This is a genomic window from Embleya sp. NPDC050493, from assembly GCF_044458105.1.
Lineage (GTDB): Bacteria > Actinomycetota > Actinomycetes > Streptomycetales > Streptomycetaceae > Embleya.
Map to the genome: position 1 here is coordinate 269,261 of NZ_JBITHP010000011.1, position 21,098 is coordinate 290,358.

At 74.4% G+C, this 21,098-nt stretch carries 17 protein-coding genes; 4 read left to right on the forward strand and 13 right to left on the reverse strand.

Translation table 11 applies throughout. From position 1 onward, the window contains the following. Positions 1-22: 22 nt before the first annotated feature. The gene (locus ACIBM5_RS22925) at positions 23-781 is read right to left on the reverse strand and encodes a hypothetical protein (RefSeq protein ID WP_396008526.1); all 759 of its coding nucleotides are present in this window, start codon (positions 779-781) and stop codon (positions 23-25) included. Beyond that, positions 778-2,187 carry an ATP-binding cassette domain-containing protein gene (locus ACIBM5_RS22930; protein WP_396008527.1) on the reverse strand — a complete coding sequence of 470 codons (1,410 nt, stop codon included), beginning with the start codon at positions 2,185-2,187 and terminating at the stop codon, positions 778-780. Before ACIBM5_RS22930 ends, ACIBM5_RS22925 begins: the two co-directional genes overlap by 4 nt. 189 nt (positions 2,188-2,376) lie before the next feature. Here ACIBM5_RS22930 and ACIBM5_RS22935 point away from each other — a divergent pair, with 189 nt between their 5' ends. Beyond that, positions 2,377-2,829 (forward strand): hypothetical protein, encoded by a 453-nt coding sequence (locus ACIBM5_RS22935; protein WP_396008528.1) that lies wholly within the window; start codon positions 2,377-2,379, stop codon positions 2,827-2,829. A 138-nt stretch (positions 2,830-2,967) separates the two neighbouring features. Here ACIBM5_RS22935 and ACIBM5_RS22940 read toward each other — a convergent pair whose 3' ends face one another. The 4 genes from ACIBM5_RS22940 to ACIBM5_RS22955 form a co-directional block, all read right to left on the reverse strand. Beyond that, complete coding sequence (locus ACIBM5_RS22940; RefSeq protein ID WP_396008529.1) at positions 2,968-3,675, reverse strand: NUDIX domain-containing protein; 708 nt, start codon at positions 3,673-3,675, stop codon at positions 2,968-2,970. 118 nt (positions 3,676-3,793) lie between these two features. Then, positions 3,794-5,737 (reverse strand): glycogen debranching N-terminal domain-containing protein, encoded by a 1,944-nt coding sequence (locus ACIBM5_RS22945; protein WP_396008530.1) that lies wholly within the window; start codon positions 5,735-5,737, stop codon positions 3,794-3,796. A 134-nt stretch (positions 5,738-5,871) separates the two neighbouring features. Beyond that, a complete protein-coding gene (locus ACIBM5_RS22950) occupies positions 5,872-6,978 on the reverse strand; it encodes a DUF4192 domain-containing protein (RefSeq protein ID WP_396008531.1) in 1,107 nt (368 codons plus the stop codon). 162 nt (positions 6,979-7,140) lie between these two features. After that, a complete protein-coding gene (locus tag ACIBM5_RS22955; protein WP_396008532.1) occupies positions 7,141-8,121 on the reverse strand; it encodes an aldo/keto reductase in 981 nt (326 codons plus the stop codon). A gap of 192 nt (positions 8,122-8,313) precedes the next feature. On the opposite strand from ACIBM5_RS22955, the gene ACIBM5_RS22960 reads away from it, so the two are divergent. After that, a complete protein-coding gene (locus tag ACIBM5_RS22960) occupies positions 8,314-10,461 on the forward strand; it encodes a RecQ family ATP-dependent DNA helicase (RefSeq protein ID WP_396008533.1) in 2,148 nt (715 codons plus the stop codon). Between the two features lie 199 nt (positions 10,462-10,660). Further along, a complete protein-coding gene (locus tag ACIBM5_RS22965; RefSeq protein WP_396008534.1) occupies positions 10,661-11,323 on the forward strand; it encodes a hypothetical protein in 663 nt (220 codons plus the stop codon). A gap of 13 nt (positions 11,324-11,336) precedes the next feature. Here ACIBM5_RS22965 and ACIBM5_RS22970 read toward each other — a convergent pair whose 3' ends face one another. From ACIBM5_RS22970 to ACIBM5_RS23000, 7 genes are all read right to left on the reverse strand, one after another. After that, positions 11,337-11,705 (reverse strand): hypothetical protein, encoded by a 369-nt coding sequence (locus ACIBM5_RS22970; RefSeq protein ID WP_020554773.1) that lies wholly within the window; start codon positions 11,703-11,705, stop codon positions 11,337-11,339. A 96-nt stretch (positions 11,706-11,801) separates the two neighbouring features. Further along, positions 11,802-12,389, reverse strand: coding sequence for a hypothetical protein (locus tag ACIBM5_RS22975; RefSeq protein WP_396008535.1), 588 nt, complete (start codon positions 12,387-12,389; stop codon positions 11,802-11,804). A gap of 231 nt (positions 12,390-12,620) precedes the next feature. After that, positions 12,621-15,200, reverse strand: coding sequence for a TerD family protein (locus ACIBM5_RS22980; RefSeq protein WP_396008536.1), 2,580 nt, complete (start codon positions 15,198-15,200; stop codon positions 12,621-12,623). A gap of 163 nt (positions 15,201-15,363) precedes the next feature. After that, entirely contained in the window at positions 15,364-16,272 is a 909-nt protein-coding gene (locus tag ACIBM5_RS22985) for a DUF2510 domain-containing protein (protein ID WP_396008537.1), read from the reverse strand. Positions 16,273-16,350: 78 nt separating this feature from the next. After that, complete coding sequence (locus ACIBM5_RS22990; protein ID WP_391581791.1) at positions 16,351-17,037, reverse strand: ribonuclease HII; 687 nt, start codon at positions 17,035-17,037, stop codon at positions 16,351-16,353. 264 nt (positions 17,038-17,301) lie between these two features. Next, the gene (locus tag ACIBM5_RS22995) at positions 17,302-18,807 is read right to left on the reverse strand and encodes a hypothetical protein (protein WP_396008538.1); all 1,506 of its coding nucleotides are present in this window, start codon (positions 18,805-18,807) and stop codon (positions 17,302-17,304) included. 271 nt (positions 18,808-19,078) lie between these two features. After that, positions 19,079-19,603 (reverse strand): winged helix-turn-helix transcriptional regulator, encoded by a 525-nt coding sequence (locus tag ACIBM5_RS23000; protein WP_391581643.1) that lies wholly within the window; start codon positions 19,601-19,603, stop codon positions 19,079-19,081. Between the two features lie 117 nt (positions 19,604-19,720). Between ACIBM5_RS23000 and ACIBM5_RS23005 the strand changes: the two genes are divergently transcribed. Continuing rightward, positions 19,721-21,097: an MFS transporter gene (locus tag ACIBM5_RS23005; protein WP_396008539.1), complete on the forward strand. Its 1,377-nt coding sequence runs from the start codon at positions 19,721-19,723 to the stop codon at positions 21,095-21,097. The last annotated feature ends 1 nt before the right edge of the window (position 21,098 follow it).

A 21,098-nucleotide genomic window follows, 5' to 3' on the forward strand; every position in this document is an offset into this window, starting at 1 on the left:
CCCCATCCCTCCGGGGTCGGTCCTAAGCCCGTCGGCGGGTGAACGTGATCATCGCGAGGACGGTGAGCACGAGCGTGGTTGCGGCCAGGACCGAGCCGCCGACCATCGGTGACAGGCCGCCGTCGGTGCCGGCGAGCATGCGGTCCGCGGCGCGGAACGGAAGGTAGCGCACGAGGTCCCGATGCGCCGGCGGGACACCGGCCGAAACGGCCGCCGCGATCAGTCGTTCGGCCCCGGCGGGCAGCGCCGCGGCCGCGATCGCGATCAACGGGGCACCGCGGGACAGCGTGCCGATCGCCAGGCCCAGGACGGCGGCGAGCAGCACGTAGGCGACGAATCCGGCCAGGATCCGCGGTGCCGGGGCCTCGATCGCCGCGGTGTCGGGGAAGGTCGGGCCGAATACGGCGCGGGCCGTGCCGACGCTCGCGGCCACCGCCAGGACGGCGACCACGACGGCCGCGAGCGCGGTGCCGACCAGCTTGGCCAGGTACACCCGCCCGCGCCGGGGCAGCGCGAGCAACAGGGTGGGCAGCGCGTCCCGACGCTGCTCGCGCGCACAGGCGAGCGCGGTCGCCAGCATGATCACGGGGATCAATACAGGGGTGCGGCCGGGCCCCGCGGTGACCAGGCGGGCGGCCTCGGCGGAGCCGAGCGGGACGGCGCCGGCCTGGCGGGCCGCCACCCATGTCGCGCCGGCGGCGAGCGCGAGCAGGCCCAGGAGGCCCCACCATGTCGTGCGCAGGCTGCGGGCTCGCACGAGTTCGTACCTGATCGCGCTCATGCGCTTCTCACCTCGTCGGTCTGCTCGGCGCGCTCGGTGGAACGCCAGGTGCGGGCGAATCGGCGCCTCGGCGGCAGTGCGGCGGGCGCCTCGTTCGGTTCCGGCTCGCCGCTCCGGCCGCTGCCGGGGGCGATCTCGTCGATCGGGCGCGTGTGCGGCGCGACCGGCGTCCGGGGGTTCGGGTCGACGGCGGGGGTGATGCCGGGGTCGATGTGCGACTCGATGACCCGAGGGGCCTCGGGTACGACCATCGAGGCGGTGTCGCGGCCGGTGGCAGGAGCGGTTGCCGCGTGCGGCCGGGCGGGATGCGGCTCGGGGTCGGGGCCGGGATCGAACCCCGTCCCGAGCACGGTCGTCGGCGCCGCGCCGGCGAGCGCCGGCCCCGGTGCCGCCGCGCGGGCGAACTCGAATCCGGGTCCGGCGAGTTCCTCGGTGGGCCGGGTCGTCGCGTCGATCCCGCCCGGGTCGCCCCCGGTCGATCGCTCGACGCGGGCATCCTCGTCCCCGGCGAGCTGCGTCCGCTCGCGCCGGCGGGTGATCACATCGGTGAACGCGTCGCCCACCCCGGGCTCGCGTTCGGCCAACTCGTGCAGCAGGATCCCGCCGCGGAAGGCGATCTCGCCGACCCTGGCCCGGTCGGCGCCGGTCACGGTGAGCGTGGTGCCGCCGGAACGGGCGGCGTGCACGCCCTCGGCCTGCAACAGCGCGGACAGCCGGGCCACCTGCGGGGTGCGTACCGAAACGCCGGCCCGTACCCCGCGACGCAGGAAGTCGGCCGCCGATTCGTCCGCGACCAGGCGACCCCGGCTGATCACCAGGACCCGGTCCGCGCAGTGCGCGGTCTCGGCCAGGACGTGCCCGGCGACCAGGACCGTCCGGCCATCGGCCGCGTAGGCGCGCAGGAAGTCGCGCAGCCAGCGCACTCCTTGCGGGTCCAGACCGGTCGCCGGTTCGTCCAGCACCAACGTGCCCGGGTCCCCGAGCAGGGCGCCGGCCAGCCCGAGTCGGCCGAGCGCGCCCGCGGAGAGCACCCGGACCCGGGCGCCCGCCACCGGGGTCAGCCCGACCAGGTCGAGCACCTCGTCCACCCGGCGCGCCGGGATCCGGCCGGCCGCCGCGAGCATCCGCAGGTGCGACCGCACCCGGCGTCCCGGATGTGCGCCCGCGGGGCCCACGCAGGCGCCGACGCGGGCGGCGGGGCGGCGCAGCCGGCGGTAGCGTCGGCCGTCGTACAGCGTCTCGCCTCCGCCGCGCTCCAGGTCGAGCATCAGCCGCAGGGTGGTCGACTTGCCCGCGCCGTTGGGCCCGAGCAGTGCCGTGACCTTGCCGGGGAGCACGTCGAAGGACAGGTCGTCGACGGCCACGATGCCGCCGTATCTCTTGGTCAGCGCACGTGTCTGGATCATCGCCATCGCTCCTCGGCACCCCGAATTCGGGAGATCTGTGGATCTTTGGCAACATACCGGCGAAACCACAATTTTCCCGGCATTTGCCGCCGTATCGGCGAGCTGCGGAAAAGTCCGCCGAACCTGGACAGGCCGCCCGGTCCTGGAGGACCATCGAGAGATCGCCGAGTACCGCCTCTGGAGGTCGGCATGTCTCTTCCCGATCCGGGCGTCCTGGACGCCGTCCGCCGCAGGCGGGGCGACCTCGACGACGCGTTGTTGATCGTCCGTGACGGTCTGGTCGCCGACCCGGCGGGCCCGCGCCGGGTGGCCGCGCTGTGCGCGGGGCTGCGGCAGTTGCGGGCCGACCTGTACGAACATGTCGCCGTCACCGAGGAGCCCGGCGGTCTCTACGACGAGGTGCGCCGCGCGGATCCCAGGTTCGAGCCCGCGGTGTGGCGGCTGCGGGGTGAACACACCCGGCTCGGCCTGCTCTTGGACGACCTCCTGGCGGGCATCGCACACCAACCGCGGGGCGTCGTGGGTTGGCCCACTCTGCGCCCGCGGGTGGTGGAGCTGCTCACGCTGCTGGGTCGCCATCGCAGCCGGGACGCGCAGCTCGCATACGACGCGGGCGGCCTCGATCTGGGCGGCCAGGACTGACCGAACAGCCGCCCGGCACCGACGCGGGGCGGCGATCTCGGAGCGGCGATCCCAGGACGGCGGGCAGCGGGCAACGGCAGCGTCGGCGGCGGTGCGGGCACCGGGAGGCGCCGACGAGCGTGGCCGCGGCCGGCTCGGTCAGGCCTCGGGACGCAACATCGGCGGGTTGAGCTTCTCCGCGGAGCCGCGGCGGAACAGTTGGGCCGGCCGGCCGCCCTGTCGGGTGGTGGTGCCCCCGGTGGGCACCAGGAAGTCGGGCGTGCCGGTGACCTTGCGGTGGAAGTTGCGCGGGTCCAGGGCCACGCCCCACACCGCCTCGTAGACCCGGCGCAGCTCGCCGACGGTGAACTCCTCCGGGCAGAACGCGGCGGCCAGCGAGGAGTATTCGATCTTGGAGCGGGCGCGCTCGACGCCGTCCTCCAGGATCCGCGCGTGGTCGAAGGCCAACCGGCTGCCGTCGCCGAGCAGTTCGCCGACCGAGGACCAGCGGGCCCCGGCCGCGTCGCCGCCGGGGCGCGGGGCGGGCAGATCCGGGGCCAGGACCAGGTAGGCCACGCTGACCACGCGCATCCGGGGATCGCGGCCGGGGTCGCCGAACGTGGCGAGCTGCTCCAGATGCACCGGCAGCCGGTCCAGTCCGGTCTCCTCGGCGAGTTCGCGTGCCGCGGCGGCCTCCAGGCCCTCGCCCTCGCGCACGAAGCCGCCGGGCAGCGCCCATGCGCCCTGGAACGGCGGTTCGCCCCGGCGGATGGTCAAGGCGCTCAGCGCGTGCTCGCGCACCGTGAGGACGACGAGATCCACGGTGACTCCGAAGGGCGGAAAGAGCGAGGTCTCGGAGCGCGGCATGGGGCGATCCTAGTGCCCGGAGGGCACTAGCTGTCTGGCTGACGATAAAACGGATTCCCGATCGCTCGGCATACCCCGCGCATGCGGGTGGTGGCGTCGCGTCACCGGACGGTCGGGTTCAGATCGCCAGTTGCATGCCTTCCGCCGCCTCCTCCACGATCGCCTGCCCCGCCCGATTGACCCGCACCGTGAACGGCGCGCCGGCCACGCACAGGTCGCGCAGTTCGAGTTCGCCGACGTCCAGCGGGCCGGCCGGGCGCACGGTGACCCGGCCGGCCGGGACGTCCGGCCGAATCCCGGCGAAGGCCACCAGCACCGGCAGGATCGCCCCTGCCGCGCGCGCCAGCGGCCGGCATGCCAGGGGGTGGGCCACCGGAGCGTGGCCCTCCGCGCGCTGTTCGCCCGCGTGCATCTCCGGCAATCGGTACTGGAACCACGGTGCGGCGTGCAGCAAACCGGCGAACAGCTGTTGTGCGGCGTCGAGATGGCCCGCGTCGGCGAGTCCGGCCGCGGCCACGCACGTGTCGTGGACGCGCACCACGCCGCCTCGGACGGCGAGCGGGTGGTAGCCGGGCATCCGGGCCGAGGTGCCGCGCAGCCCCCAGCCGCAGTCCAGGTCGGGGGCGGTCAACCGGCGGGCCACCGCGCGATTGCCGGTGTCGTCCAGGATGCCGCTACCGGGCAGGTGCGCCATCGCGGACGAGGCCACGGTGATCGGTCGGCCGGCGGGATCGAGCGCCGCCGCGTAGTACTCCCCCGCCGCGTCCTCGGCCCGAAACGCCCGGCGGAAGGCGACGCCGAGTTGCTCGGCCCGCTCGCGCAGTGCGCCCGCGCCCGGCAGGCCGTGCGCGTCCAGCAGCGCCGCACCGTGCCGCGCGGCCTGGTAGGTCTGCGCCTGGAGCTCGCACGGCGCGGGCCCCCCGGGGCCGAGCCGAACGAAGTCGTCCGGCCGCTCGCCCATCGTGCGGGACAGGTGTCCCAGCGCACGGCCGAGCGCGGGCAGCAGCGCGCCGGCCTCGGCGGCGGGCAGTCCCCAGCGCCAGGCCTCGCCGAACAGCGTGACGAACAGCGCGGTCGAACCGGCGCAGTCGTAGCGGTCCGGTTCGCCGGCCCGGCCCAGGGTGTGCGGGATCCGCCCGGGGTCCTCGCCGCCGCGCGGCTGCGCGCGCACGCCCTGGCGTGCGGCGAGCAACCGCAGCACACCGCCGGCGAATCGGGTGCCCAGCGGCAGCAACATCCGGGCGGTCCACAGCGCGTCGCGCCCGGTGGGGGCCAGTTGCCACGGCGCGCCGGCCACGGGCAGCGGCGCGGTCGGCAGCTCGGGATCGGGGACCACGAGCAGCGCCCGCAGGTCGCGCAGCCCCTGGTCGAGCCAGGCCGCGACCCGCACGTCGTCGCAGCGCACCCGCGGCTGCGCCCACGGCGGCCCGCCGGAGAAGGCGCGCGCTCCGGGTCGGCCGGGAGCCGGTTCGGCGACCACTCGCAGTTCGACCGCCCACGAGCGGGCCGGCTCCAGCTCGACGTCCCAGCGCAGCGTGGCGGTGCCGGCCAGCGCGGTGTCCGGCGCGGGCTCGGCGCTCGCCCGCACGCTCGTCCCGTCCGGTGCGCTCCAGCCCAGACCGGCCGCGGCGACCCGGGCCGGCAGCTCGGGTGGACGGTGTCCGGCCCGCAGCGCGTCGAGCGGGATCAGGTCGGTGCCCAGGGCCAGTTCGACCGGGAAGCGCAACGCCCGGCGCCCGGTGTTGCGCAACACGAGCCGCTCCCGGCCGGCGGCGTAGCGGGTGCGCTCGATCACCAGACCCGGATCGGGCGAGCCGTCCGCGGTGAATCGGCGCATCGCGAGGTAGCGCACGGTGTCGGCCGCGACCACGTGTCCGGACAGCGGTTCGGGCTCGGTGCCGCCGATGGTCAGCACGATCCGCGACAGGATGCGCCGCCCGTCGTGGTAGATGCCCTGCACGCCGTGCCCGCGCAGTTGCCCGTCGAGCCCACTGATCGCCATGCCCGGCGCGTCCACGCAGACGAGCGCGTCGTGCGCGACGGGATGTGGGGTCGTGCTCACGCTCACCGCTCTCGTCTCCCGCTTCCTCGTGGGCCCCGCGCGGGCGGGGCTCGGGCTCTCCCGCGGCAAAGCCTGCCGCGGTCCGCCCCGCCGTCGACCGGTCGGTCGACATGTGGCCCCCGGCCCCCCAACGGTCACGGCGCCCGGTTGGTCACGGCATCGCGGAAGATCCTTCGGCGCACCTCGGCCGCGCTCAGCGGGCTGTTGATCGCCGAGTGCAGCAGCCGCGCCATCGTGTATCCGGCGTCGGCCCGCAACGCCCGGGTCACCGCGACCCGGGCCAACACCCCGTCGCCGATCGTCCACGCGGCCCATGCGGCCAGGGTGAGCGGCGGCGCGGAGGCGGGCGCGAAGGCCCGGCGGGCCAGCGCGGTCCACAGCGCGAGCAGGGCCGGGTCGTCGGCGTCGCCCGGCTGTTCGCCGTGCCAGCCCATCACCTCGTCGCGCACCCGGGAATCGCCCAATCCGAGCACCAGGCGCGCCGCCTCGGCCGGTTCGATCGTGGTGTCGCCGGCCCGGAACCGGGTCCGGTGACCGGCCAGTGCGGTCAGCGTGCGCCGCGCCGCGAACCCTTCGGGTTCGGCCCGCACGCTCTCGTACGCCCGCAGCATCAGCTCGCGCATCGCGTACTCCGGCGGCCGGAAGCGGCGCACCAGATCGGCCAACGACACCGGCTCGGGCAGTCCCGCCCAGACCGCCGTCGCGGCGACCGTCGAGCTGCGCTCGGTGCGCAGCGGGGTGCCCTCGGTCGGACAGCACCGGGCATCCGTACAGCCGTAGGACCACCAGCGCTCGGCGGTCACGCACACCGCCTCGCGCACCTCGATCGCATGCGTGCCACACGCGTGGGCGATCGCCGCGTGCAGCGGCCGCAATCGCTCGACGGCCGCCGCCGACCCGTCCTCGGGCGCCGTGCCTTCCGTGACCGGCGCCGTCGCCTCGGCGCCGTCCGGATACATCGCGACGGCCACGCCGCGCGCGCCGGTGCGCACCAGCAGTCGGGCGAAGTGCCGGGCGGCGGGCTCGAAATCGGCCGGCGGCGGCAGGTCGTGCCGCAACACCGGGCCGACCCGGCTGCGCTCACCGGGCAGGATGCCCAACAGCACCACGCTGTCGGTGGGCCGCACCCCGATCAGATACGGCACCGCCTCCACCAGGTCCGCGGGCGAGCGCACCCGCAGCACGGACTGCGGGGACATCGCCACGAAGGGGGCGCGGTCGAAACCATCGGTGTCGTTCATGCGGCGAGCGTGCGCCCGCCCGCGACCCGAGCCCGGCACGGGCCGACGGCCGGTGCACGACTCGGGCGCTGTGGGCACACAGCTTGACGAACCAGGTCGAACCCACCCGATTTTCCACCCTCGGCGGCCGCACCCGTCGGGCCACCGGCCGGCCCGTGCGCGTCAATGCACCGGCGCGCTCCGCGACTCGTCCCGTGCGCGTGCACGCAGCGCGTCCAGCCCCCGAAGCGGTGCGAAGACCTCCGCCTGTGCCGTCAGCGCCCGGTACTCGTCCTCACCCAGTTCGATCTCCGCCGCCGCCACGTTGTGTTCCAGTTGCTCGATCGTGGACGCCCCGGGAATGGCCACCACCGGCCCCCGGTGCAGGGTCCACGCCAACGCGATCTGGGCGGGCGTCGCGTCGTGTGCGACGGCCACCTCGCGCAACAGCTCCAGGAGCGGGCCGGCCCGGCGCAGATTCTCCGGCTGGAACAGCCTCGTGTGCGCACGGAGCCCGGCCGGCCGGTTGTACTCGTCGTAGCGCGAGCCGAGCAGGCCTCGGGCCAGCGGGCTGTGCGCGATCACCAGGCGTCGATTGTGTTCGGCCCACGGCACCAGATCGCGCAGCGGTCCGGGCGCCGCGAGGCTGAACTCGACCTGGTCGGAGAGCACCCGTCGACCCAGTGCGTGCTCGGCCCGGCGCCATCGGGCGAGGTCGTGGTTGCTCACCCCGACCTCCTCGACGATCTTCTCGTCCTGGAGTTCGCCGAGCGCGTGCATCATCACGTCGATCGGCACCAGCGGATTGGCGACATGGGCCTGGTACAGCGGGATCCGGTCCAGGCCCAGCCGGGCCATGCTGCGATAGGCCCGACCGCGCAGCACGGGGGTGGTCGGCAGCGCCGGCACGAACTTGGTGGCCACCACGACCCGGTCGGCGTCCGCCCCCAGCGCCTCGCCCAGGATGCGTTCACCGCGCCCGAGCCCATAGATCTCGGCCGTGTCGAACAGGGTCACCCCCAGTTCCAACGCCCGGCCGACCAGGGCATGGGCGGTCACCGACGCGTACGCGTCGCCGTAGCCCCACACCCGTGAGCCGAACTGCCACGTGCCCAGTCCGATCCGACCCACCGGGGGAAATCCGTCCACTTCGAGGTAGCGCACGTCGCGCCTCCGTCGCCGTAGGGGTTTCGGTCCCTTCCACCATCGCGCGCCGACCGCCCGCCGGCCAGGGTGTCCCGCATGCCCCGATCCACCCGGGCGGCTCGGGGCGCGGCCGCGCAGCCAACACGTTTCTGCCCAAATCGCCCCGGCCTGCTTTTCGCGATGTCGCCGCCGGCGACTACAAAGGGAGGCATGACCGAGGACCGCTCCACCGCCCCCGACGCCCGCCCCGACCCCGCGACGGACCTGCGCAGCCGCGCCGACGCCGTGTTGCGGGACCTGGCGGGCGGCGACGCACGGCTGCGCGAGGACCAGTGGCGCGCGGTCGAGGCGCTGGTCGCCCACCGTCGCCGGGTCCTGGTGGTGCAGCGCACGGGCTGGGGCAAGTCCGCGGTCTACTTCGTGGCCACCGCGCTGCTGCGCGAGCGCGGCGCGGGCCCCACCGTGATCGTCTCGCCGCTGCTGGCCCTGATGCGCAACCAGGTCGACGCGGCAGCCCGCGCCGGGATTCGGGCCCGCACCATCAACTCGGCCAACGTCGACGACTGGGACGCGGTGCAGGCCGAGGTGGCCGAGGGCGTCGTGGACGTGCTCCTGGTCAGCCCCGAGCGGCTGAACAACCCCGACTTCCGGGACAACGTGCTGCCCAAGCTGGCCGCCACGACCGGCCTGCTCGTGGTCGACGAGGCGCACTGCGTGTCCGACTGGGGACACGACTTCCGTCCCGACTACCGCCGGCTGCGCACCCTGTTGGAGGAGCTGCCGACCGGCGTACCGGTCCTGGCCACCACCGCGACCGCGAACGCGCGGGTGAGCGCCGACGTGGCCGAGCAGCTCGACCCGGCCGGCGACGCGCTCGTGCTGCGCGGCACCCTGGACCGGGAGAGCCTCTCGCTCGGCGTGCTGCGCCTGCCCGACGCGGCCGACCGGCTGGCCTGGCTGGACACCCACCTGCCCGAGCTGCCGGGCTCGGGCATCGTCTACACGCTGACCGTGGCCGCCGCCGAGGAGGTCACCGCGTTCCTGCGCTCGCGCGGGCACGCCGTCGCGTCCTACTCGGGCCGCACCGAGGACGCCGAGCGCCGGGTCGCCGAGGCCGACCTGCTGGCCAACCGGGTCAAGGCGCTCGTGGCCACGTCGGCGCTGGGCATGGGCTTCGACAAGGGCGACCTGGGCTTCGTCGTGCACCTGGGCGCCCCGCAGTCGCCGATCGCCTACTACCAGCAGATCGGCCGGGCCGGGCGCGCGGTGGAGCGGGCCGACGTACTGCTGCTGCCCGGGCGTGAGGACGAGGCGATCTGGCGCTACTTCGGCTCGCTGGGCTTCCCCGCCCGCGAGCAGGTCGAGCGCACGCTGGCCGCCCTGGAGGGTGCCGGTCGCCCGCTGTCCACGCAGGCCCTGGAACCCCTCGTGGACCTGCGCCGCAACCGCCTGGAGCTGATGCTCAAGGTGCTCGACGTGGACGGCGCGGTCCGGCGCGTGCGCGGCGGCTGGACCGCGACCGGCCGTCCCTGGGAGTACGACGCCGAGCGCTACGCGCGAGTGGCCGCGGCCCGCGAGCACGAGCAGCAGTCGATGCGCGACTACCAGGCCGACGGCACCTGCCGGATGGAGTTCCTGCGCCGCTGCCTGGACGATCCGAACGCCGCCCCGTGCGGGCGCTGCGACACGTGCGCGGGGCCGCGCCACGACGCGCGGGTGGATCCGGCCTCCCGGGACGCGGCGCGCGCGGCGCTGGGCCGGCCGGGCGTGGAGGTGGAACCGCGCCGGATGTGGCCCACCGGCATGGCGGTGGCCGGCGTCGAGCTCAAGGGCCGCATCCCGGACCGCGAACAGGCCGCCGCCGGCCGGGCCCTGGGGCGCTCCTCGGACATCGGGTGGGGCAACCGGCTGCGGCCGATCCTGGCTCCCGGCACTCCCGACGGGCCGATCCCGGACGCCGCGTTCGACGCCGTCGTCCAGGTTTTGGCCGCCTGGGGATGGCAGCGCCGACCCGGCGGCGTGGTGACCATCGCCTCGCACACGCGCGGCGCACTGATCGACAGCCTCGGCGAACGGCTCGCCGGCGTCGGCCGACTCCCCTGGCTCGGTCGGGTCGAATACGCACCCGGTGCGGGCGGCCCGGCACCGCGCAGCAACAGCGCGCAGCGCCTGCGTTCGATCGCCGACGCGTTCGTGTTGCCCGAGGCACTCGCCGAACGGGTGGCCGCCCTGGACGCGCCGGTCCTGCTCGTCGACGACCGCACCGACACCGGGTGGACGCTCACCGTGGTGGCTCGCCTGCTGCGCCGGGCCGGCGCCCCCGAGGTGTTGCCCCTGGTGCTCACGATGGAGGGGTGACCGGCTCCGGCCGACCCCGCGCCGTCACGCGAACGTATCGAATGATCACATGTACGTGTTGCCGAGTTCGCGGGCGTCACGCAAGAATCGACAAGGCGTTCCCTTCACATTCCCGTGCGGGCCCCCTCGGCGCCGCTCCGCCGCGAGCCGCCCGCAGTCGGAGCGTGCGCCGCTGTCCGTTTTGGACGGAAGGAGGACCGTGCACATCGCCGCAACCGCCTCCACAGCGTCCGCTCGCCACGGCGCGCCCACGAGCGGGCCCTCCCGCTCGCTCGACCCGGAATCCTGGCACGCGCGTCGGGTCCCGTTGCTGCGCGACCCCCGCACGCTGATCAAACGCCTGTACGACCTGCACCGACCGGTCGCGCGCACGGCGGTGGTGGCCGTCCTGGATCGGTCCGAACGCCCGGTGGCCAGTGCCTCCTTCGGCTTCGGCGAGGGTCGTACCGACGGCTGGCGCTGCCGCAATCTGATCCTGGCGAACCTGCGCCTGATCGTCCCGGACGACCTGCGTCGGACCACCCCGACGCACACCACGGTGCTGGCGATACACCGCGAGGGCACCCGCGAGTGGGAAGCGGACGACGGCCGCTGGATGTGGGGGCTGCACGACGCGTGCGTGCTGCACGGACTGCGCTGTGGGGCGTTCGCGATCGTCGCGCAGGACGGCTGGCGGGTGATCGCCGACGTACGCTCCGGGCGTAACCCGGCGCTCGCCGCGGGCCGCGGCGGCGGTCCCGGCGGCAGCAGGCCGATCAGGGCAGCGGGCATCGCCCCGGCCCGACCCGCGACTGAACTGCCGCAGGTGCGTTACCTGCCGGAGACGGGGCCCACTCCCCTGGTACGACCTTCCGCGTCCTGACGGACGCTCCGGATCAGGCGGTGAGACCGCGCTCTGCGAGCCAGTCGACCAGATCGGTCGTGACCGTCAGCGCGTGGTCCTGGACGAGCTCCGGGCTCTGCAACCGTGTACGCAGATGTTGCGCGTGGAACGGCTTGATCCCGGCGATCAACTTGCGCACCCCGAACACGTTGCAGAACGCCCGGTCGTCACCGGCCGAGAAGGCGCGGTCCCATTCCTGGCGTTCGGCCCCGATCAGGGTGGTGTAGGCATACCGGTTGAGATAGCCCGACAACATGTCGATGACGGTGCTACAGGCCCGGTACTGCTGTATTTTCAGCCGGTCCTCCTGGTCGCTGAGGAACCGGTCAAGGAGCTGCGCGATCGACGGCGATTCCGACATGGCAACGAACCGTAGCCGACCTTCGGGTTTCGCGGGGCAGGGGGCCCGAGTTCGGTCGGACCGGACCCGGATGGGCCCCCTGCGTGCTACGACGTGCTATGCGACACCGGTGAGGGCGCGCACCCGCTCGATGTCGCCGCAGACCGTCACCGACGCCCCGGCGGTCAGTGCCGCGGTCAGGATCTGCGCGGCGTTGTCCTGGTCGGCGAATCCGTTGACCACGACCACGACCGCGGCCCGGCGCAACGGGCGCGAGGCGGGCAGCGACGCGTAGAAGACGTCCTTGCCCTCGTCGTATTGACGCCAGTACTGCGCGGCGCCGAACGTCTCCTCGTGCTGCTGCCACGGGTGCGGCCCACCGGTGGTCAGCACCAGGATCGAGCCGGGCTCGGTGCCGGCCTCCAGGAGGGCGTCCACCGCGTCGTCGGCGGCGTCGAAGACGTTCTCCTCGGTCGCCGGGATCAGCGTGACCCGCGGCGCGGCCGGAGCGGCCGGAGCGGGCTTGCCGGGCTTGCCCGGCTTCGCCGGGGCGGATCCCGCGGTCGCCTGACGCGGCACGGCGGGCTTGGGCGGGCCCGGCTTCGGGCCCGGACGGGGTCCGGGCTTGGGTACCGCGCCGGACGGGCGCGGTACGGACGGGGTTTCGGGTGCGGACGTCGCGTCCGCGGTGTTTTCGGCAGTCACCGGATTCACAGTCATGTCTGGGGAAGGCTCGGTTCGTTCGTGGCGGTACCGGGATGCCCGGCGGTGAGGAGACGCGGGGAGGGATCGGTGGAGTCCCGTTCCCCGGAGAACACGCGCGGCATGGTGGCAGTCCTATCAAAGCCGCGCGGGGCGTGCCCACCCAGGGTGCTCCTGGGGTGTGGCCCGGGCGTACGACGGCGCATCCTACGATGCCCCGTCAGCTCGGCCGGATCAATCGTCCACCACCACCCCGTGCTCGATCACCAAAGCTGCCAGGCCCTCCGCATAGCCCTGACCGACCGATCGCAGGCGCCAGGAGTCGCCGCGCCGATAGACCTCGGCCAGGATCATGACGGTCTCATCGCCTCCGCTCAACCGGAATTCGGCGAGTCGACGGCAGGTCACGGGGTCGACGATACCGACGGTGACGGGTACCTGGGCGAAGGTGGTGCCACTGCCGGCGTCCAGCGCGAGTGCGACCAGTACCCGACTGCGGCCCGGAGGCAACGTGGTGACGTCGATCTCGACCGAATCCGAGCCCGGTTCCACCTCGTTGGTGGTCCCGGTCTGCAGCTTGCCGGCCAACCGCACGGCGCCGCTGGCGTGTACGGGCTGATTGAAGAACACCAGGTCGCCGTCGTCACCCACTCGGCGGTCGTCGTCCAGGACCAGGGCCACCGTGTCGCCGTCCGCCTGGCCCGGCGCCCACCACGCCGCCTCGATCCGCACCGTGCCCGCGAACGGGCCCAGGTCCTCGATCGTGACGGCCTGCCCGCGGGTGAGCTCCCGCGGCGGCGCATCCGCCGGCCGCGGCACAACGGCGGCCGGGGGTGTGTCCGTCGGCCGGGGCGGCACGGCGGTCGGTGGGGCATCGGTCGGTCGCGGCGGCACGACCACCGACGATGCCCCGGACCCGCCGGCGGCGGGCGTGGCCGCGGGCACCGCCGGCATCGGCTGCGGCGGCGTCTCCGGGCCCGGCACCGGCGGTGGCGTGGTCGGCGCGGTGTCGTGCGTCGCCGGCACCTCCGGTGGCGGCGGGAGCACGTCCGGGACGGTGGCCTGGAGCACCTCGGCGGCCGAGGAACCCGACGCCACCGGCAGATCGGCGGCGGTCGGCGGCGGCGGGATGCTCGGCAGCGTGACGCCCGTGACCGGCACCGGCGCCGGTGTGGTGGCCGACGCGGACGCCGACCCGGACACCGGCGTGGCCGGCGCGGTCTGCGCCTCGGTGATCTCGAACGCCTCGGTGGGCGCGAAGGCTTCGGCCGATCCCGGGGCCTGGGTCGACGCGAACGCCTCGGTCGGCAGCACCTCCGAGACACCGTCCACGGGCGTGTCGTAGGGCCGGTAGGGGCTCGGCGCGAAGGATCCGGCGGCGGCCGGCACCGCAGCGCCCGGCCGGGGCAGCAGGAAGCCGCTCGTGGTGCGCGGCGCCCCCGGCACGATGTGCGCGAGCGAGGCGGCGGCCACCTGGGAGGCCGCGTCGGCCGCGCTGCTGCGCCCGCGTTCCAGGTCGGCCAGCAGCGCCAGGAACACCGGCTCGATCAGCACCCGGATGCCGCGCTGGCGGGCCCAGTAGGTGCGGTCCGCGGATTCGTCCGGGTCGGCCACCACGAGCACGTCCACCCGATCGTGGATGCCGGACGCCACGGACAGGTCCGCGCGGGCCATCCGGCGCTCCAACTCGCCCCGGGTGACCGCGAGATAGCCGTGGAAGAGCACGTGCAGGCCCGATTCCAGCGGACGCCCGCGGGCCAGGATGCGCGGTCCGCCGTGGCCCTGCTCGACCGTGGAGCGGGCCATGCCGACGATCTCGTCCAGCGCGGTGCGCGGGATGCCCAGTTGCGCGGCGACCCGGGTCAGGTCGGCCCGCTCCTCGCGGTCGACGGGTCCGGCCGCGACCATGGACGCGGCCAGCGCGGTCACGTACAGCCGGTCCAGGTCCTTGCGCTGCGCCTCGGAAATGCCCAGGGACACCGCGAGTTCGGCCAGGTCGATGGCCTCCTGCGGGGTGATCACCCGGTCCTCCAGGGCCGCGTCCAGCACCGCGAGGTAGCTGTCCGGGCCCTCGCCCACGCCGGTGGGCGGACCGTACGCGCGGGCCTTCTCCAGGTACGACACCGCGTCCCGGCGGCGCACCTGCTCGGCCTCCTCGCGTGCCCGCCGGGCCACGTGCGCGTCGTCGCGGGTGAACATGCGCGGCACGTCGGCGCCGCGGCGCGGCCAGTTCAGCGTGGCCGCCACCGTCCGGGCCTGTTGCCAGTGCCGGGCCTCGCCCGCGCCCTGACGCAGGTAGTGCTCCAGGAGCCGCGCGGTGCCCATCGCCTTGGCCGCCGCGCCGTGCCCGCCGTCCACCGGCACCTCGGCCGCCTCGCAACACGCGAGCAGGGTGAAGCGCGGCGCCTCGGGCAGGTGGTGCGGTGCCTCGCGCATCGTGCACAGCGTGGTCAGCGGCGGCACGGTGGGCCGACCGCGGCGCTGGAACTCGCGCTCGACGAAGCCGATGTCGAAGCGCGCGTTGTGTGCGACCACGACCCGTTGCCGGAACAGGTGTGCCAGCCACGGTGCGACCTCGGCGAACGTCGGGGCGTTCACCACGTCGTCGTCGAACAGGCCGTGTGCCTGGAAGTCGCCTGCGGGACCCTGCGGGTCGAGCAGGGTCGCGAAGAACTCGGTCACTCGTCCGTCGAGATCGCATTGGGCTACCGCGATCTCGATGATGCGATGTCGATGTGGGGACAATCCCGTCGTCTCCACGGCCACCACCGAGTAGCCGGGGCATTCGAGGCGATCACCGATGCGCACAGTCACCCCCCAATGATGATGTGCCCGGTGCGGCCTCCTTCAGTCGCATCCCGGCAAGCCCGACCTGCGGCGCGCGTCCACGGTACGCGCTCGCGACCGGTGCGGGGTACGGCGCGACCGATCGGGCGTACCGTACCGCTGGTGACGTCTCGTCAGATATGACGCAGGGTCAGGATGTGCTCTCCGAGGGCTGCGGTGTGCCCACCTTGATGCCCTTGAGCACGGTGTCGAGCGTGGACTTGTCCGGCGCCGAGGGGGAGATCTCCAGCTTGAGCAGCACGCAGGGGAATTCGCCGTCCGCGTTCTTCTCGTCGATCACCACCGCCTGCGCCCAGGCGGTGTCCGAGTCCATGTTCAGGTCCTCGGGCTTGCCCCTGACCTTGGCCCGCAGGACGTGGCCCGGGTGGCCGTCCACCGTGATCGCCTTGTCCAGTTCCAGGGTCTCCAGCTTGATCCTGCCCTTGGTGCCGGTCACGTCCTTCTTCAGGTCGGCGACCAACTCCTCCAGGGTGTCGGCCTTGCGGGTGTCCACCGTCAGGCCGGCGCGATAGCACTTGCGCTCCGCCTGCAGTGCGGTCTCGGCCGCGGCCCCGCTCGACCGGGTCGCGGACCTGCTCGGACACGGGCGCTCCACCGCCTGATCCGCGGGATCGTCGTCCGGGTCCGGGACGACCCAGCCCTTGAACCTGGGCACGGTGAGCCCGGTGGTGGGATCGGTGAGCGTGCCGTCCGTGGCCGCCGTCTTTCCGCCGCCGCCGTCGTCCCCGCCCAGGATGACGATCAGCGCGGCGATGATGCCGCCCACCACGACCAGGGCCAGCACGCTCAGGCCGATCGCCTTGCCGCGGCCGGGTCGGGCTGCGGCGGCCGGCGGGCCGACCGGCTGATAGCCGCCGGGATACCCGCCCTGGGGATAGCCGGCCGGCCCCGCGGCCGGCGGCGCGCCCATCGGCGGTGGCGGGATCTCCCCCTGTGCGCGGGCGCGGGTCGAGGCGGTCCACTGGGCGCCGTCCCACCAGCGCTCGGAGCCCGGGGCCGAGGGATCGTCGTACCAGCCGGGAGGAATCGAGGCAGTCACCCGCGTGACGCTACAACCGGCCGCGGGCGGCGCACGAGCGCCCCCGGGCAAACGTGACCGTTCGGAAACCGAGGCCGATCAGCCCAGGTCGAAGCCGAGTTGCCCGTCGGTGACCGGTTCGACCCGGGGTCGCTTGAGGTGCCGCCACGCGGGCAGGTCGTCCCAGTACGCCCAGGACATCCGATGGTGCGGCGTGGGGCCGTGCTCGGCCAGTGCCGCCCGATGCACCGGGGCCGGATATCCGGCGTTGCCGGCGAAGCCGTACGCCGGATAGCCGGCGCCGAGGTCGGCCATCAGGGCATCGCGGTGCACCTTCGCCAGCACCGAGGCCGCCGCCACGCTGATGCAGGACTGGTCGCCCTTGATCACGCAGCGCACGGCCCACGGGGCACCGAGGAAGTCGTGCTTGCCGTCCAGCACGATCGCGTCGGGGCGCACCGGCAGTGCGGTCAGCGCGCGTTCGGCGGCCAGCCGCAGTGCGGCGGTCATCCCGAGCGTGTCGATCTCCTCGGGATCGGCCGACCCGAACGCGTAGGCGCGCACCCACGGGTCGACCGCGGCGGCGACCTCCTCGCGGCGGCGCGCGGTGAGCAGCTTGGAGTCGGTGAGCCCGGCGGGCGGCACGGTCAGGTCGGTGATCGCGGCCGCGACCAGCACGGGGCCGGCCCAGGCGCCGCGGCCGACCTCGTCGACCCCGGCGACCACCTGTGCGCCCCGGGCGATCAGTTCGCGCTCGACGTCGTAGCTGGGCGGGGCGATCCGCACGGCGGGCTTGCGCTGCCCGACGACCTTCTTGGCGGCGACCTTCCTGCCGGACACCTTCTTGGTGGCGACTTTCCTGGCGGCGACCTTTCTTGTCACCACCTTCCCGCCCGAACCCTGCTCGGCGGAAACCTTCTCGGCGACATTCGCGTTCGCCGCGACCGTGCGGTCGGCGGTCGGCTTCGCGGCGGCTCGCTCGGGCTCGATCCCGGGGCCGCCCGCCTGTTCGGTGCTCGGCTGCTTCACACCACCACCGTAGGTCACCGATCAGCGGTGGCCGACCACCGTCTCCCGCTCCCCCTCGGCGATCGACACCGGCGGCCTGGGCTCGAAGTACGTCGAGACGCCGGCCGCGGTCAACCGCTCGCGCAGCGCCCGGGCGCCGGGCGCGCCGGCGAGCGCCGCCTCGGCCCAGCCGAGCAGGTCCAGGTCGACGCCGAGGTGGTCGGTGACGGCGCCGCTGCCGGCCCAGGTCGGCCGCGACCGGCCACGCCCGGACTCCACCCACGCACACCCCAGCAGGGCGGCCAACGCCCCCGCGGTGTCCGCGCCGTGCCGGGCCGCCAGTTCCGCTCCGCGCCCCTCGACCAGCAGCGCCAGCACCCCGCCCAGGGTCACCGGGTATTCCACGCCCGCCCGTCGCGCGGAGATCCCCAGTGCCGCCGCCCGGCGGGCCCGGACGAAGCCGACCAGGTGCTCCAGGAACGCCTCCTCGGGCAGGGTCACCAGGCCGTCCAGCGCCGCGAACCCGTGCCGGCCCAGATGCCCGTCGTCGTCGGTGACCAGCAGGTACGGATGCACGTGCGCGAGCAGCCGGAGCGGCTCGATCAGCAGCGAGCCGCCGGCCAGGTCGGCGCCGCCGGGGGCGCCCCGCCCGTCCAGGGGTCGAGCCAGGAGACGCTCGACCCGGTCCGCCATCCCCCCTTCGGAGCCGGCCTCGACCTCACCCCATGCGGCCCGCAGGTCCCGAAAGGCCAGGAAACCGGCGATCGGGTCGCTCGGCACACAGCCCGCCTCGGCCGCCGGGGTCAACACGTCGTCCCGGAACCGGTCCCAGTCCGCCCGGACCCGCGCCAGCTCGGTGAGCGCGTCCGCCACCGCGTCGGTGCCGTAGGCGCGGGCCGCGGCCCGGTCGGCGGCACGCTCCTCGAAGCCCACCACCGGGGCGGTCACCCGCCGGTAGAGCACGGCGTAACGGGCCGCCGCCCGGCCCGCACCGCCGTTCCCGGCCAGCGCCTCGGCCAGCCCGATCACCGCGTCCACCCCGTGGCAGGCGATCCGGTCCGCGAGCGGCGGCCGGCGACGGCGGCCGTGTCCGAGCGCGTGTGCGATCGCCACCCGCAGCCGCCGGCCGGTCAGCACATGCGGCAGCACGGCGCCCAGCACCAGATGGCGGTGCAACCACGTCCCGGGACGGCGCACCACCCGCAGCTCGCAACCGGCCCCGCCGGTCAGCACGATGCCGTCCGGCACGGGCACCCGCAGATCGGCGGCCACGTCCTCGACTAGTTCCCACAACACCGGCTGCGCCCGGGCGTCCACCGCGAGCCCGGCCGGCAGCCGGCGCGGACCGGTCAGCTCCAGCAGCAGCGCGACCAGTGCGACGACGGCCAGCCCCCACAACACTGCGGCACCCGAGGTGAAGAACCGCCCCTGGTCGACGATCGCTCCGGTCACGAAGGCCACGAACAGGAGCGGCAGCGCGAGCACGACGTACAGCACGCCCAGGAGCAGCACTCCGGCGAGTGCGCGTAGCCCCGTCCCAGCGCCCATGGATCCCCCTCGAAGCGATGACTCACCCGTTCGAGGACGACCCTAGGGCCTGTGTCTCGGCCACCGCCGGATCCCGCACGATCCGACCGAATCGGCCACGTCACCGGCCGGGAACACCGCCAGGACGCCTGCCGGGACGCCTGCCGCAGTCGCCGGCGCGGGTCGCTTCCGCGCGGCGCCTGCCGGCGGCGTCGGCCGGTCGCCCGCCGAGGTCGTCTGCCGGGGCCTGCCCCGCCTCACCTGCCCCGTCCCATCCGGCCCGGGGCCGATGTCAGGGCAGCAGCGGCTCCAGCAGGCGATGCGGCCGGCGCATCGCGCGGGTGACCGCGTCCTCGCGCCGCAGCACGTTGGCGCCGGGCCCCGGGGCCACCTCGGTCTGCTCGGGGGCGACCACCTCCGCACAGACCGTGCAGATCCCGGTCGGGTCCACCGTCCCGCCGCAGCCGTGGTGCCGGAAGATTCGGCAGGGCACCCCGTTCTGCACGTGCTTCTCGCCCCAGCGGGCCATGGTGCGGATGATCGGCCACAGGTCGATGCCGCGTTCGGTGAGCACGTACTCCTCCCGAGGCGGCGACTCCTGGTAGCGGCGCTTGTCGAGCACGCCCGCGTCGACCAGCGTCTGTAGCCGGCCCGACAGCACGGCACGCGGAATGTCCAGATGGGCGAGGAAGTCGCTGTAGCGCCGGACGCCGTAGAAGGCGTCCCGCACGATCAGCAGCGTCCAGCGCTCGCCGACGAGTTCGAGGGTGCGGGCGAGCGCACAGTCCTGCTGCCCGTAGTCCTTGCCCAAAGCCATACGAGCACTTTAACCCCGGGTCGGTTCATTCATCGAACCTATGAGTGCTACGTTCTTCGAGCACCAAGGTTCATTCACCGAACCTACCGCCGAAATCGCAATCCGGGGAGCACAGCCATGTCCGTCACCACGTCCCTCGCCCCGCGCACCGCACCGCAGGCGCCCGGCCCCGCCGGCGGCGGCGGTTCCGTGGGAGCGACCGTCCCCGTGGTGGCCCTGGGCACGCTGCTGCTCCTGGCCACCTACACGATGCCGATCGCGATCGTCCCGGACACCGTGCGCGAGTTGCACGCGGGCCCCGGCGGCCCGGCCTGGATCCTCAGCGCCATCGGCCTGGGCCTGTCCGCGGCCCTGCTGATCACCGGCAGCCTCGCCGACGACTTCGGCCGCCGCCGGATCTTCACGGCGGGCGCCCTGGGCCTGGCGGTGTCCTCGGCGCTGACCGCCCTGGCCCCCTCACTGCCGCTGTACGTGGTCGGCCGCGCGCTCCAGGGTGTCGCCGGGGCGGCGATCATGTCCGCCGGGCTCGGCCTGCTCGCGCACAACCACCAGGGCGCCGCGCGCGGCCGGGCGATGGCCGCGTACGGCTCCTCGATCGGCGCGGGCATGGTCGTGGGCCCCCTGCTCGGTGCCGGACTGGCGCTCGTGCACCGCTCCGCGCCGTACTGGTTCGCCGCCGTGGCCGCCCTCGCGGTGGCCGCAGTCGCCCGCCGGATGCCCGAATCGCGTGCCGAGCACCCGCGCCGGCCGGACGTGTGGGGCACGCTGACCCTGGGCCCCGGCCTGATCGCGCTGACCGCCGCGCTGATCGAGGGCCGACAGGGGTGGCACCGGCCCGTGGTCGACGTGCTGATGGTCGTCGCGGTGCTCCTGCTCGCCGGCTACGGCGCGACCGCCCTGCGCGGCCGGGCACCGATGCTCGACCTGCGCATGTTCGCCCGCCCCGCGTTCGCCGTCGCCACCTTCGGCGCCCTGATCGTAGGCGTCGCGGTGATCGCCATCGCCGCCTACCTGGGCACCGTCTTCCAGGGCACGCTGGGCGTGAGCGCCCTGGGCGCCGCCCTCCTGCTCGGCCTGTGGTCGGCCGCGGCCGCGATCACGTCCTTCGCCGTCGGTCGGGTGCACGTGCTGCCCGATGCCCGACACCGCTTCGCCGCGGGCCTGCTCGTCGCCGCCGTCGGCTTCCTCGGCCTGTACGGACTCACCCCCGCCGACTCGTGGGTACGCGCCGTGCCCGGCCTGCTCGTCGGCGGCTTCGGCGTGGGCCTGGTCAACACCGCACTGGCCCGCCTCGCGGTGGAGAGCGTGCCGGTCGACCGGGCGAGCATGGGCTCCGGCGCCAACAGCACCGCGCGCTACATGGGCGCCTCGATCGGCGCGGCGCTCGTGGTCGCCCTGGTCGACGCGGGCGGCATCGACCTGGCGATCCTGGTCGCGGCCGGCCTGTCCGTACTCGGCGCACTCGTCACACTCGGTCTGCACCAAAGCGAATAAA